Source organism: Corallincola holothuriorum (assembly GCF_003336225.1).
GTDB lineage: Bacteria > Pseudomonadota > Gammaproteobacteria > Enterobacterales > Neiellaceae > Corallincola > Corallincola holothuriorum.
In genome coordinates, this window is the sequence record NZ_QPID01000004.1 from 135,537 (window position 1) to 148,854 (window position 13,318).

Consider the following 13,318-nt stretch of genomic DNA (forward strand, 5'->3'; position numbering starts at 1 on the left):
CTATCGGGTAGGCTGTAACATTTTGGCGGTGAATTACAAAATTTTAACGACTAATCTTCTCCAGAGGCAGTTGCTAGCAGGTGATTAGCCGTTAGCTCGGCACTTAGATCTCTGTTTTCTCCTTGTATTCACAGAGGTCTTCTATGATACAGCTGCCGCAGCGTGGTTTACGGGCGATACAGGTGTAACGGCCGTGGAGGATCAGCCAATGGTGAACATCAACCTTAAACTCTTTTGGTACGACCTTCAGCAGCTTATTTTCTACCTCAACAACATTTTTACCTTTGGCAAAACCGGTGCGGTTACTGACCCGGAAAATGTGAGTGTCTACGGCAATAGTGGGCCAACCAAATGCTGTGTTGAGGACAACGTTGGCAGTTTTTCGACCAACCCCCGGCAAGGCTTCCAGTGCATCGCGGTCTTCAGGTACCTCGCCATTATGCAGTGATAACAGCATCTGGCAGGCTTTAAAGACATTTTCCGCTTTAGAATTATATAAGCCGATGGTTTTGATATAGGCCTTCAGACCATCAACACCAAGATCCACAATAGCTTGTGGTGTATTGGCCACAGGAAACAGCTTGTCGGTGGCTTTATTGACACTGACATCTGTGGCTTGTGCTGATAGCGTGACGGCCACCAGTAACTCAAACGGTGTGGAGAAATTTAATTCTGTTGTCGGCTCCGGGTTATCGTCGCGGAGGCGCACTAAAATTTGCTGGCGTTTATCTTTATTCATGACTGTGTTTGATTCGCTGTGACTCTGGCGCGCTCAGCTTTCATCACCGGCGTTTTCTGTTTTAGGCGTTTTTCGACATGGGCGTCGATAAGGTTCTTCAACGCGATCAATAAGCCCATACCGAGAAATGCGCCAGGTGCCAGGATCGCGAGTAGAAAGTGGCTATCGACTTGGAACACTTCAATGCGCAACGCATGGGCCCAACTACCGAGCAGCATCTCCATGCCGTCAAATAGGGTACCTTGACCAAGGAGCTCCCTTAGACCACCGAGGACGACCAATACCAAGGTGAAACCCACGCCCATCATCAAACCATCCAGAGCTGCCATCGGTACACTGTTTTTTGAGGCGTAAGCCTCGGCTCGGCCAATGATCACGCAGTTGGTAACAATGAGCGGGATAAAGATACCAAGTGATTGGTAAAGTCCGTATGTGTAGGCATTCATTAGCAGTTGAATGCAGGTGACATAGGCGGCAATAATCATCACAAAAACTGGGATCCGTATTTCGCTCGGTACCCAGTTCCTGACGACGGCAACAGAGATATTGGAGCCAACTAACACCAGCAACGTAGCTAGACCTAAGCCCAATCCATTAGTAACAGAGGCGGTTACGGCGAGTAACGGACATAAACCAAGTAACTGCACTAAACCAGGGTTGTTCTTCCACAACCCTTGCCAGATAACCTCTTTGACTTCACTCATGATGGCTCTCCGCAACGGGTTGCTTGGGTAAACAGGCGTTCACGATTGAGCTGATAGTAGAGCAGTGTATTTCTCACTGCTTTGACTACAGCTCTTGGCGTGATGGTGGCGCCTGTAAACTGGTCGAACTCGCCGCCATCCTTCTTCACCTTCCAGGCTGGATCCGTTTCATCAACCAGTTTTTGTTGGTCAAAACTCATCACCCATTTACTTTTACGCAACTCGATCTTATCGCCAAGCCCCGGTGTCTCTTTATGGCTAAGCACCCTGACGCCGGCAACTGTACCGTCACTAAGAATACCCACAATGATATCGATAGCGCCGTTGTAGCCATCTGGCGCAGTCGTTTCGATAGCAATGCCGACGGGTTCTTCATTGAAGCGGGCAATAAATGCTCGTTGTGCTGTTTTTCGGCCGAGAAATTGGTGATTAGTGACTTCGATGCACTCTTTATACAGGTCGTTATTGTAGCTGCCTGCAGGAAACAGGTGTTCCAGAGTGGTTATTAGTTGTTGTTGTTCCTGACGTTCGATTTGAGGCGCCGTAAAATGATTGGTTGCGGCGACAAGCGCAGTGGTGACCAGCGCAAACAATGCCAAGATCAGTCCGTTCTTACCGATCGGTAGGAGGTTCATTGCTTGTTCTCCATGCCGTGGCCGTATGTACGTGGCTGGGTATAGTAGTCAATCAAAGGTACGCACATATTCGCTAATAATACGGCAAACGCGAAGCCATCTGGGTAGCCACCGTGTGTTCTGATCAGATAAACCAATACGCCAATTAGGCCGCCATATATCAGTCGCCCTTTGACTGTTGTGCTGGCCGATACAGGGTCGGTTGCTATAAAGAATGCACCGAGCATGGCTGCGCCACTGAACAGATGAAAAATGGGGCTGGCAGTGGTGTCTGGGCTGAGCAGAAAGCTGATAAATGCAGCGCTAAATAGGCCAGCGAGAACGCCTACGGGAATATGCCAACGGATAACGCTTTGCTTTAGTAATAGGCACCCGCCAGCTAAGTAGGCGAGGTTAACCCATTCCCAGCCAACTCCTGCAAGCATGCCTTGGGGCTGCCGAGCGAAGCTTTCGCTACTGGTAAATCCTTGTGTCAGGTCGGTTTTAAAACTGTCGAGGGGGGTTGCCGCGGTAACACCGTCGATGCCCGCTAGGATCTGAGCCAGACTATAACCTTCGCTACTGAAACCGGTAAAAATCAGCATCGCGGCATCAATGAAACCATAACCATGTTCGCCGAAACTGGTGACCGGATGCCAGGTCGTCATCTCTAATGGGAAAGAGATTAACAACATCACATAAGCGGCCATCGCCGGATTGAACAGGTTGTAGCCTAAGCCGCCATAAAGCTGCTTCACCATAATGATGGCAAAGGCCGTGCCGATAACAACGATCCACCAAGGCGCCAGTGGTGGAATGCTGATCCCGATCAGCAGCCCTGTGAGCATTGCGCTGTGATCTGTCAATGCCGGTGCGGCTGGTCGATGTCTGAGCTTTAGCACCAAGTATTCACTGACTAACGCTGTGCCTATGGCCAACAGCACTTGCCAGATCACCCCGGCGCCAAAAAACCAATACTGTGCAGCTATTCCCGGGATCGTCGCCAGCATGACCCACCGCATCAATGTTGCTGTACGCATCTGTATGCGTTGATGGGGAGAGGCTGCTATTTTGAATGACATGGCTTACTTGTCTCCCGGCGAATCATCGGTTGCTTGTTCACTGCTTGCTGCTTGCTGATTTTTTTGTGCCTCTTGGCGTGCCAGCGCCTTTGCTTTTGCTTTCGCTACAGCGGCGGCAATAGCTGCTTGTTTTGAATCAGGTTCATCTTGTTTTACATCGGAGTTGCTTGGCTCATCAGCTGTGTATTGTGCCTGTTTTTTTGCTTCAGCCTTGGCTTTCGCCCTAGCCACAGCAGCAGCGACGGCGGCTTTCTTTGCTGCTTTGGCGGCATCGCTATCTTCAATTGTTGCTGCGGTGGCCGTATTTTGTGTACTGTCGGCTTCAGCTATTTGCGCAGCATCGTTGCTTTTTTTAGCCTCCGCTTTTGCTTTTGCCCGCGCCACTGCGGCGGCTACTGCAGCTTTTTTAGCGTCCATAGCCTCGTTCGCGGTGCGAGCGTTGTCGACTACCTCATTATTGCTAGCTACTTCCTTGTTGTCTTGTGCCTCTTTTCTGGCTTCAGCTTTGGCTTTTGCTCTGGCGACAGCGGCTGCGACGGTGGTTTTGGTGTTATCCGCAGAATGGGCTGCATCTGTTGTTGCGCTGCTGTCTTTCTGACTACTCTGCGCTACCTTCTCGGCGCGACGTTGAGCCGCCTGCGCTTTTCGTTGCTCTCGGGCATCGATGGCTTGCTGATTATCAGGGACTAGATTGCCTTGTGCATCGACGCTTGCTTTGGCGTCTGCTACTTCCGTTGTTTGCTTTGACTTTACTCTGGCAAGTGCCGCGGCGACGGCGTCTTGTGCACCCTGACGTCCTGCGACGGCGGCTTGTCGTTTGGCGACCGCTTCTCGGTGTTTGGCTTCCCTTGCGAGTTTTTCCTGTTCCAGTCGTTCATTTCTTGCTTCGAAACGTATTCTGGCTTTCTCTGATTTCAGCGCATCCGCGTCATGTTGCCGTAGTTCTGACTTTGCCTTGCGATAATAGTGAACTAAAGGGATCTCGGAAGGGCAAACATAAGCGCAGGCACCACACTCAATGCAGTCAAATAGCTTATATTCCCGCGCTTTCTCCAATTCATGATGACTGCTGTACCAGAACAATTGTTGCGGTAGCAATGACGCTGGACATGCATCTGCGCATTGACCGCAGCGTATACATGGCATCTCCTTGCCAGCCAAGGGCAGCTCATTTTCACTGGGTGCCAGGATGCAGTTACTGATTTTTACTAAGGGGATGTTGGCATGGGGGAGCGTAAAGCCCATCATTGGGCCGCCCATGATTATCCGTCGTCCATGCTTTGATTGGTAATTGGCTTGCTCTAACAGGTGGCGTACCGGCGTACCGAAATGTGCCCAATAATTGCCCGGTTGGCCGACCGCGTCGCCAGTCACGGTGACGACGCGCTCAAGTAGTGGTTCACCATCATAAATGGCCCGTTTGATGGCAAACGTAGTGCCAACGTTGTGCATTACTACACCCGCGTCGTAAGGCAATCCATCCGATGGTACTTCTCTACCTGTAAGCAGTTGTACTAATTGTTTCTCACCACCAGAGGGATATTTGGTGGGGATAGCTCGCACTTCTACATTTAGCGTTGATGTCGCTTCTGTGATGGCGGTAATAGCTTGTTGCTTGTCATCTTCGATACCCACTAGTACCAGCTTGGGTCTGAGGATATGAACCAATAGCTCAATACCTAACGCGATCTCTCGTGCATGCTCTCTCATTAGCATGTCATCACAGCTGATGTAGGGCTCACATTCCGCGCCATTGATGATTAGAAACTCAATCTCTTCGGGTGCGCCGCTTAGCTTTCTTGCGGCGGGAAAGCCCGCGCCGCCTAAGCCTGCAATACCAGCATCCGCTATATGCTGTATTAGGCGCTTAGCCGGTTGTTGTAACGGGTTGTCGATAGGTGTCTTTGTTACCCATGCCTCATCCCCGTCGGGGCGCATGACCAATGTTGGCTCTGGCAAGGCGGAAGGGTGTGCACTGGGGTAATCGGTGATCGCCTCAACTTTTCCTGAGGTGGGTGCATGGATAGGCAATGCGCCTTGCTCACCCGTGGTGAGTTGCTGACCTTTTTTAACGCTATCGCCAACCGCAACCAAGAGGCGGCCGCCACGACCGATATGCTGCTTTAACGGCAGGTAAAGGTGATCTGGTAGGGGAAAACGCTTGATAGGATGAGCCGTCGATACCTCTTTGCGTATGGGGGGATGAATACCGCCGGGGAAGTCCCAGAGTTTGCCTTCTTTAACGAGCTCAAAGGTTGTCTCCATACTTACTCCACCACTCGTACAGGAATGGCTTTCAGATCCCATTTCCAATTAGTTGTTGTCTGTTTTATTGGTCGCATCTCAATGCAATCGACAGGGCAGGGTTCTACGCACAGATCGCAGCCTGTGCACTCATCGGCAATAATTGTGTGCATCTGTTTGGCTGCGCCGAGGATCGCGTCGACTGGACAGGCTTGAATACACTTAGTGCAGCCGATACATTCAGCTTCGCGAATGAAAGCAACTTTTTTAACCTCTTCTTCACCATGAGCAGCATCGAGGGGCTTTGCTTCCTTACCTGTCAGATCTGCCAGTTTTTGAATGGTGGCTTCACCGCCCGGTGGGCACTTATTAATATCATCACCGTTGGCGATCGCTTCAGCGTAAGGGCGACAGCCAGGGTAACCACATTGCCCGCACTGGGTTTGTGGCAATATGGCATCAATCTGCTCGACAATAGGGTCTTGTTCAACTTTGAAGCGCACTGCAGCGAGTCCGAGCAACGCACCAAATATCAAAGCGATAATCACTAAGGCGGTCACGGCTATTAGGATCCCAGTCATCGTCAGTCTCCTAAAACTTAACTAAGCCGCTGAAGCCCATAAAGGCTAACGCCATTAATCCTGCAGTGATCATGGCGATTGAAGCGCCCCGAAATGGCAGAGGAACATCGGCTGCTGCCAATCGTTCACGCATTGCAGCGAATAACACTAGCACCAGGGAAAAGCCTAATGCCGCCCCGAAGCCGTAAACAATGGATTCAATAAAGCCATGGTTTTCATTGATATTAAGTAATGCGACACCGAGCACTGCGCAGTTAGTGGTGATTAAAGGCAAAAAGATACCTAGTAATCGATACAGTAGCGGGCTGGTTTTACGTACAACCATTTCGGTGAACTGCACGACTACAGCGATCACCAGAATAAAGCTCATGGTGCGCAGATACTCTATAGACAACGGAACCAGTAAATACTGGTTGATGAGATAGCTGCAAGTTGATGCGAGGGTCAGAACGAAAGTCGTGGCCAATGACATGCCAATAGCGGTTTCAAGCTTATTGGAAACCCCCATAAAGGGACACAAGCCAAGAAATTTGACTAGGACGAAATTGTTGACCAGTACTGTGCCGACCAATAGCAGCAGGTATTCACTCATGCAGGCGGTGTTACCTTGGCATCTTAATGATTGAAAGTGGGCGTATTATCCGCTTTTGACACGCGCTTAACAACCGCCCCATCGTGGGGTTTTATATTGCTCGTTTTTCAACCTTTGGATGCTAATTTACGCTTTGCCTAAGGTGGCTTTTACTCTAGGATCCGCCAGTCAATTAAGTTTAGGCTATTTTCATGAATCACAGATTACCCTCGTTCGCGTTGATCCTGGCGATGCTGCTTTGGGGGAGCTCGTTTATTGCGTTGAAGTATGCCATTAATGAGATGCATCCTGTATGGGTGATCTTTGGCCGAATGCTGTTAGCAACGTTCTGTTTTGCTTTGGTATTTAAAGTTGTGATGAAGTTTCGTTATCAAGCCGGTGATTGGAAACGCCTCGCCATCATGTCGCTGTGTGAACCTTGCCTCTACTTTGTACTGGAGGGAGAAGCGATGCGCCATACCTCTGCCGGGCAAGCTGGCATGATCACCGCCTTATTACCGCTATTGGTGGCAGTGATGGCTTGGTTTAGTGTCGGTGAACGGGTTAATCGAAATATGATCATCGGCTTTGCTACTGCTATTGCCGGCGTGCTCTGGTTGACTCTGGCGGGAACAGCGGATGCCCATGCGCCCAATGCATTATGGGGCAACTTTCTTGAATTTCTGGCAATGATATGTGCTGCTATCTATAGCATTAACTTGAAGCACCTTAGCAGTCGCTATCCAGCGTTGACGTTAACGGCTTTTCAAGCCTTCTGTGGGGCGATATTTTTTGCGCCAATGCTATTTTGGGTGCCAATACCAGAGAGTGTAAGCGGTCAAGCGTTGTTGGCTATCGTATATTTAGGCGTGGTGGTGACTTTAGGTGCGTATTTGCTATACAACTACGCGATATCTAAAGTTAAAGTGACCGCCGCAGCAGGCTATGTCAACTTGATCCCCGTGTTTAGCTTGCTGTTTGCTTATTTGCTTTTAGGCGAACGTTTAAATGGCCAACAAATGGTCGCGGCAGGCGTTATTATTTTGGGTGTGGTGATCAGTCAATGGCGCATTAAGGAGAGCGCTGATGCCGTTGGAAAAATCATTGAAGATGAAAACAATACTGCGATTGTTGCTGTAAAAGGCTAAGCTAAATCAGAAAGATAGACTTGGTATACCTGACTGAGCGGTAATTACAAATATGAAAGTAGGCATCATAGGTACGTCTTGGGGTCGAGTGCATGTTGGCACCTTTAGAGAGGCTGGACATGAGATCGCTGCCATTATGGGCGTCAGCCCTGAAGGCACGGCACGTGTGGCCAGCGAAGAGGGGATCCCGGTTGCTGCCACTGATGTTAACCAGTTAGATCATTGTGACATTATCGTTGTTGCATCTCCTACCGCGACGCATTTGGGGTATCTCAAACACTTCTCTGACCGCCCCGTGTTGTGTGAAAAGCCGCTATCTGGTGCGCGGATTGAGCCTGGAGCGTTGGCTGGGCTAGGACGCTTTCCCACTTTTGTAAATTATCCTTTTAGTTTTCTACAGACGGCATCTGTGATCAATGAACAGCTCGCTGGTAACGGGCTTGGCCCGTTGTCTCGCGCCATATTATCGGTTGGCAGTCGCTTTCCTATGGAGAAAACCCCGGTGGGTTGGTTCCTCGATATCGTTGCTCATCCGCTCTCCTATTTGATCCATAGCCTTGGTCCATTCACGCTGCTTCACCATCATATTGGTGAGGGGATAAGCAATGTCAGCGTATTGTTGGAAAATGAAGGGTTGATGTTAGATGCCCAGCAATACCGATTGCCAGAGACTGGGATCCAGATACATCTCACTTTGGTGGGTGAGCAGAAGCGTTTAGAGTTAAGTGGTGGCTTTCGTCCGGGGGATAACTGGCGATTTAATCCGGTACTCGTCGATGGTCAAGCGGTAAATGATGGCGAATGGAATGAGAGAGATATCTGGTATAGCGCAAATTGTCGAGTGGTTGAGCAGTTTGTCGATGTGATCAGTGGTCGTTTGAAGCACGTTGACGCGTTAGCGAATGGCTTGTTTGATCTGCCGAAAGCGGCGCAATTGGAGCGTTCATTAGACGGATTACTGGCGCAAGAGTAGCTGAAACCTCGCTACTCTTGCTTTTATTATCTTGGTTGCTTTGTTCTATTCGGCGTTAGAGATCGGAACTGCGCGATGAATATATTGCCCCTGAATACCGTCTACAAACATCCCTTCAAGTACGTATTTCTGCTCTTGTGATTCAACGCCGCTTGCAATCACTTTGACACTAAGCCGATGGGCAATATCGATAATCAGGCGCAAGAAATACTGAATATTTCGATCATGTTCTATCTCGTCCATATAGCTCTTATCGATTTTTACATAGTCAGGTTTCAGATCTTTAAAGAACTTAAATGAGGTCATACCTAAGCCAAATTGTTTTACTGTGACCTTGGCACCCGTGCGGTGAATGACATCGATAAAACGGCGGCTTGATTTTAGATCTCTTTGCAGGCCTTGCTCAGTCACTTCAAAGGTTAACCTTTGTGCCAGCTTACCGTGTTTGCCCAACATCCTTTCAATCCAAACCAAAAACGAGGAGTCGTGAGCAGAGGTTACAGAGACATTGATACCGTAATATTCGTCACCACCACGCTTTTTGATCAACGCCAAGATGGCGGCAATAACGGCTTTATCTAGCTCGGTTGAAAGCTGTAATCGTTCTGCCATTGAGTATGCTGAGCGGTAGGGCAGTTCGTCGCCATTGGTATTGGTGAAACGCGGGGTAATCGCAGAGTATATTTTGCCTTGCTTCAACGGCTGAATAGCTTGCGAGATCAGGGTGAAATCGGTCTTCTTGGTTAGCTGCTCCAGATTCTCTCGCCAACCTTGCTCGCCTAAAACCTCAGTACCTACTAGGTCGCTTTGGAAATGCCAAGCGTTGGCTTCTTTACTTTGGGCTAGGCCGGTGGCGGTATCACAAAGTGCCAATAGGTCGCCTACTGACATACCTTGAGCAAAACCAGCCATGCCGATAAAAGCGGTGTTATCTAATTCGTATTGTCGTTGGATCTCATTTAACCGTCCTTGCAACTGTTTGCCTAACTCGTCGCACTCTTTATGGGAGAAGTGGTGAAGGACGATGGCAAAGTCAGAACTGTTGAGTCGGTAGATCTTTGAACCTCGAAAATGACTGGCAACAGATTTTACGGCGTCAACCAGAATACTGATGAACTGATCGCCTGCAGTATAGCCCTTGGCAGCGTTTATTTTTCCTAGCTCTGTTGTGCGCACTACGGCCATGACACCAAACTGTTTTCCGCTTTCGTCTGCCAGCATTTCAGGGATGTCGAGCATAAATTGGCTACGATTAGGTAAGCCGGTCAGGTGATCAACATAGGCCGTTTTCCGTACCTGTGTCAGTTCCTCTTCTGTTTGATGTAGTCGTTCTACAACCCCTTTTTGGATCGCTTGTAGTCCCTCTCCGATAGATCTGAACTCGCTTGCAATGCCGGAGCCCATCTGGAAATCTTTTTCTGCATGACTGAGTTTGTCGCACAGTTTCTGTAGCTCCTTGACCGAGCTGCGCAGTGGTTTGTGCAAACTGCCTCTAAGCCAAACAATACTGACCACTAACATAATTAGCCACGCCATGGTCTCAAAAGCGATATTGCGGATAAAGCTTAGCTGCAGGTGGCTGAAATCAGGCATGATCACGACCGCGTTGCTACCTGCATTGGCTTGCATTTTCGATGCACCTAAGCCTAGTGCTGAGGCGATACTTGCTAGCGGGAACTGAAAACTGGGTTGCTTCTCATAGGATGCAATGACATTGCCATTGACGTCGATAACCGACAGCGTCAAGTAGCCAGACAGTTGGCTCAGCTGGGTATTGCGCTTTGCTTGTGTGTGTTCTTGCGATGTTTCAAGCAGTAACCTGGCGTTGGAATAGAGCTGTTCCTTCTGGAACTCAATTTGATTGATCACAGAAAGGTATTGCCCTGCCCACATCACGATGAGTAGCAGGAGCAAAATAAAGACATTAACAAAGAGCGCTTTACTTTGAATTTTCATACTGCCTCTAACTGTCTATCCCTGTTAAATCAGATATATGCAAATCTATCTTAGAAATTAACTATAGAGGAAATAGTAGTCCAACCCTAGGGCTAGTCAGTAATCTTTACAATGGGTTAAGAATATTTTTCGGGAAGGATGAACCAGCTCAACAAATAGATGCTTTATCTGCTGGCTTAAACATAAAAAAGCCCAGCATAATTGCTGGGCTCTTTTATGTGGCTCCCCTGGTCCGATTTGAACGGACGACACATGGATTAACAGTCCACCGCTCTAACCAACTGAGCTACAGGGGAATAAACTTGCTATGTAATGTGGCTCCCCTGGTCCGATTTGAACGGACGACACATGGATTAACAGTCCACCGCTCTAACCAACTGAGCTACAGGGGAGTAGATGTCCTTCTAAGAAGGAACGGCGCGCATCTTAATGTCTGGGATCTTTGCTGTCAACACCCTTTCTACGGAAGCTGAATCGGTTGCTCACTCCTTGTGCAACCTAAGCAAATTTTAGGGCTGGTAAACTGATGTCAGCTTATCTAGTATGCTTTTGATAACAAAAAATTAACTTATAACAATATTTTCCAGGGAGGCTGCCGTGCAGGGGCTAAATGATTTTCTATTGATGTTAGATGGATTCCTCGGCTCCGCCGCTTGGTTTCCATTCGTGCTACTTGGCGTGGGGCTGTTTTTCACCGTCTACTTGAAGTTTCCTCAGATCCGTTATTTTGGTCACGCGTGGAAAGTGGTTCGTGGCAAGTACGACATAAAGAGTGCGATGGGTGATACCACTCACTTTCAAGCGCTAACTACTGCGCTTTCCGGCACTGTGGGTACCGGCAATATCGGCGGTGTTGCTTTGGCGATCCATATTGGTGGTCCTGCGGCATTGTTCTGGATGTGGGCGACCGCTTTTTTCGGTATGACGACTAAGTTTGTTGAGGTGACGTTGTCACATAAATACCGGGTAAAAACCGCCGATGGCACCATGGCGGGTGGGCCTATGTATTACATGGATCGCCGTTTGAATATGAAATGGCTGGCGGTTATTTTTGCTATCGCTACCGTGATTAGCTCATTTGGTACCGGAAACCTGCCGCAAATTAACAATATTGCCAGCAGCATGGAGTCCACTTTTGGGCTTGAACCTTTGTTGACTGGTGGCGTACTGACGGTATTGCTCGCTTTGGTTATCTTGGGTGGGATCCATCGTATCGCGAAAGTGACCTCGAGAATTGTGCCTTTGATGGCGTTTATCTACGTCATCGGTGCTCTAGCAGTTATCTTTTATAACTATCAAAATATTCTTCCCTCTTTGGTTTCGGTGTTCTCTGATGCATTCTCTGGTTCCGCTGCTGCGGGTGGCTTTTTAGGGGCATCGTTTGCTTATGCATTCAATAAAGGGGTTGGGCGAGGTCTGTTTTCTAATGAAGCGGGTCAAGGCTCTGCACCAATCGCTCACGCCGCAGCTAAAGCTGATGAGCCAGTATCGGAAGGGATTGTGTCTATTCTGGAACCTTTTATCGATACCATCATTGTTTGTACTTTGACTGGCTTGGTGATCTTGTCGTCCGGCGTGTGGACGGAAAAACATCAAAATAGCTTCCAAACAGCGGATATGCGCTATTTGAGTGGCCAATACACAGACACCGCGGAAGCAGATAGGGTCGCTTTATCCAGTTTCCTTATCGGTAGTAATGAGGCCAAGGTTGAGCCCTATACCGGCAGTGTTACGGTTAAGGATGGTGTTGCCATCGCCCCTGAATATACGCTGATCAATGCGCATTCGGTGGCCGAAGATGTCATCTATTTAGTTGGCGGCCATCCCTACAGTGGCGAGATGAAGATCGAGAAAGGCAAATTGGTTAACTCAGAGCTGGAAGTGACTGGGCGTTCCCTGTTGCACTCTGCGGCGTTAACGACCAAAGCGTTTACGAAAGGTTTTTTTGGAGATTATGGGAAGTACATTGTCTCTATCGGTTTGCTGCTATTTGCGTTCTCAACTGCTATAGCATGGTCATATTATGGTGATAGGGCGGTGACCTATCTGCTCGGCGTTAAGGCTGTGATGCCGTATCGGGTTTTCTATTGTGCCGGCTTCTTATGGGCCGCGGTTGCTGATACTACCGTTGTCTGGAATTTGGCTGCGGTGGCTATCGTACTGATGACGCTACCAAACCTGTTCGGCATCATGATCCTCTGCAGAGAGATGAAAACCACCGTCGCTGACTATTGGACTGATTTTTATCAGCAGCGAAGTGAGCGAAAAGATTAACTCGGATGAACTAAAAGGCCCCAAGATGGGGCCTTTTAGTTTTAATCGAACGCCAATTATTTCATAATGCCTCTCTTTCGTTTTTGGCTTAGTAAGAGGAAGGTGTGATGGCGATTGTTCCATGTCCCTGTTGTAACAAACGGATCTCAGATCGAGCAGACGTTTGTCAGCATTGCGGTTACGCATTTGGTGATATGGATGATGAGAAGCGGGCGAGTCAGCAGAGGGTTTTTGCTATTAAACGCCAGCAGCGGATCATGACACAGCAGTTCCTGGCATTATTGCTGTTTGTTGGAGGTTTTGCCGTCACCTTTTTTGATGGTGAGTTGCAAACTGATTGGCAACGTACAGCGGGTCAAACGATGTCAGCCGCAGGCTTTATTTGGTATATCGCACTGCGTATCTGGTTGATTTTTAGTAAGAAACAATAGG

12 protein-coding genes and 2 tRNA genes are annotated in these 13,318 nt (G+C 48.7%); 4 read left to right on the top strand and 10 right to left on the bottom strand.

What is annotated here, in order from left to right; genetic code table 11:
* Positions 1-103: 103 nt before the first annotated feature.
* Genes nth through rsxA form a run of 7 tightly spaced genes read right to left on the bottom strand, consistent with a single transcriptional unit; the run spans position 104 to position 6,556 of the window.
* A complete protein-coding gene (gene nth, locus DU002_RS08220; protein ID WP_114337892.1) occupies positions 104-739 on the bottom strand; it encodes an endonuclease III in 636 nt (211 codons plus the stop codon).
* Positions 736-1,443 (bottom strand): electron transport complex subunit E, encoded by a 708-nt coding sequence (locus DU002_RS08225; protein WP_114337893.1) that lies wholly within the window; start codon positions 1,441-1,443, stop codon positions 736-738. Before DU002_RS08225 ends, nth begins: the two co-directional genes overlap by 4 nt.
* The gene (gene rsxG / locus DU002_RS08230; RefSeq protein WP_114337894.1) at positions 1,440-2,078 is read right to left on the bottom strand and encodes an electron transport complex subunit RsxG; all 639 of its coding nucleotides are present in this window, start codon (positions 2,076-2,078) and stop codon (positions 1,440-1,442) included. The genes DU002_RS08225 and rsxG overlap by 4 nt, the downstream gene beginning before the upstream one ends.
* Positions 2,075-3,139, bottom strand: a complete 1,065-nt coding sequence (gene rsxD / locus DU002_RS08235) for an electron transport complex subunit RsxD (RefSeq protein ID WP_114337895.1) — start codon at positions 3,137-3,139, stop codon at positions 2,075-2,077. The genes rsxG and rsxD overlap by 4 nt, the downstream gene beginning before the upstream one ends.
* 3 nt (positions 3,140-3,142) lie before the next feature.
* On the bottom strand, positions 3,143-5,404 hold the full coding sequence (rsxC, locus tag DU002_RS08240; RefSeq protein WP_114337896.1) for an electron transport complex subunit RsxC: 2,262 nt from the start codon (positions 5,402-5,404) through the stop codon (positions 3,143-3,145).
* A 2-nt stretch (positions 5,405-5,406) separates the two neighbouring features.
* On the bottom strand, positions 5,407-5,964 hold the full coding sequence (rsxB, locus tag DU002_RS08245; protein ID WP_114337897.1) for an electron transport complex subunit RsxB: 558 nt from the start codon (positions 5,962-5,964) through the stop codon (positions 5,407-5,409).
* Between the two features lie 10 nt (positions 5,965-5,974).
* Entirely contained in the window at positions 5,975-6,556 is a 582-nt protein-coding gene (gene rsxA, locus DU002_RS08250) for an electron transport complex subunit RsxA (RefSeq protein WP_114337898.1), read from the bottom strand.
* A gap of 191 nt (positions 6,557-6,747) precedes the next feature.
* On the opposite strand from rsxA, the gene DU002_RS08255 reads away from it, so the two are divergent.
* Entirely contained in the window at positions 6,748-7,683 is a 936-nt protein-coding gene (locus DU002_RS08255) for a DMT family transporter (RefSeq protein ID WP_114337899.1), read from the top strand.
* A gap of 52 nt (positions 7,684-7,735) precedes the next feature.
* Entirely contained in the window at positions 7,736-8,656 is a 921-nt protein-coding gene (locus DU002_RS08260; RefSeq protein ID WP_114337900.1) for a Gfo/Idh/MocA family oxidoreductase, read from the top strand.
* 45 nt (positions 8,657-8,701) lie between these two features.
* Here the strand turns inward: DU002_RS08260 and DU002_RS08265 are convergent, their stop codons facing one another.
* From DU002_RS08265 to DU002_RS08275, 3 genes are all read right to left on the bottom strand, one after another.
* A complete protein-coding gene (locus DU002_RS08265) occupies positions 8,702-10,612 on the bottom strand; it encodes an EAL domain-containing protein (RefSeq protein ID WP_114337901.1) in 1,911 nt (636 codons plus the stop codon).
* Positions 10,613-10,831: 219 nt separating this feature from the next.
* Positions 10,832-10,908: transfer RNA gene (locus DU002_RS08270), tRNA-Asn, on the bottom strand.
* A 19-nt stretch (positions 10,909-10,927) separates the two neighbouring features.
* Positions 10,928-11,004, bottom strand: a tRNA-Asn gene (locus tag DU002_RS08275).
* A gap of 205 nt (positions 11,005-11,209) precedes the next feature.
* On the opposite strand from DU002_RS08275, the gene DU002_RS08280 reads away from it, so the two are divergent.
* A complete protein-coding gene (locus DU002_RS08280; protein WP_114337902.1) occupies positions 11,210-12,886 on the top strand; it encodes an alanine/glycine:cation symporter family protein in 1,677 nt (558 codons plus the stop codon).
* A gap of 107 nt (positions 12,887-12,993) precedes the next feature.
* Entirely contained in the window at positions 12,994-13,317 is a 324-nt protein-coding gene (locus DU002_RS08285) for a hypothetical protein (RefSeq protein ID WP_114337903.1), read from the top strand.
* The last annotated feature ends 1 nt before the right edge of the window (position 13,318 follow it).

What these genes read in the sequence shown, in the direction of transcription:
- nth (WP_114337892.1), bottom strand. Translation starts at nt 739, where the DNA reads ATGAATAAAGATAAACGCCAGCAAATTTTAGTGCGCCTCCGCGACGAT.
- DU002_RS08225 (WP_114337893.1), bottom strand. Translation starts at nt 1,443, where the DNA reads ATGAGTGAAGTCAAAGAGGTTATCTGGCAAGGGTTGTGGAAGAACAAC.
- rsxG (WP_114337894.1), bottom strand. Translation starts at nt 2,078, where the DNA reads ATGAACCTCCTACCGATCGGTAAGAACGGACTGATCTTGGCATTGTTT.
- rsxD (WP_114337895.1), bottom strand. Translation starts at nt 3,139, where the DNA reads ATGTCATTCAAAATAGCAGCCTCTCCCCATCAACGCATACAGATGCGT.
- rsxC (WP_114337896.1), bottom strand. Translation starts at nt 5,404, where the DNA reads ATGGAGACAACCTTTGAGCTCGTTAAAGAAGGCAAACTCTGGGACTTC.
- rsxB (WP_114337897.1), bottom strand. Translation starts at nt 5,964, where the DNA reads ATGACTGGGATCCTAATAGCCGTGACCGCCTTAGTGATTATCGCTTTG.
- rsxA (WP_114337898.1), bottom strand. Translation starts at nt 6,556, where the DNA reads ATGAGTGAATACCTGCTGCTATTGGTCGGCACAGTACTGGTCAACAAT.
- DU002_RS08255 (WP_114337899.1), top strand. Translation starts at nt 6,748, where the DNA reads ATGAATCACAGATTACCCTCGTTCGCGTTGATCCTGGCGATGCTGCTT.
- DU002_RS08260 (WP_114337900.1), top strand. Translation starts at nt 7,736, where the DNA reads ATGAAAGTAGGCATCATAGGTACGTCTTGGGGTCGAGTGCATGTTGGC.
- DU002_RS08265 (WP_114337901.1), bottom strand. Translation starts at nt 10,612, where the DNA reads ATGAAAATTCAAAGTAAAGCGCTCTTTGTTAATGTCTTTATTTTGCTC.
- DU002_RS08285 (WP_114337903.1), top strand. Translation starts at nt 12,994, where the DNA reads ATGGCGATTGTTCCATGTCCCTGTTGTAACAAACGGATCTCAGATCGA.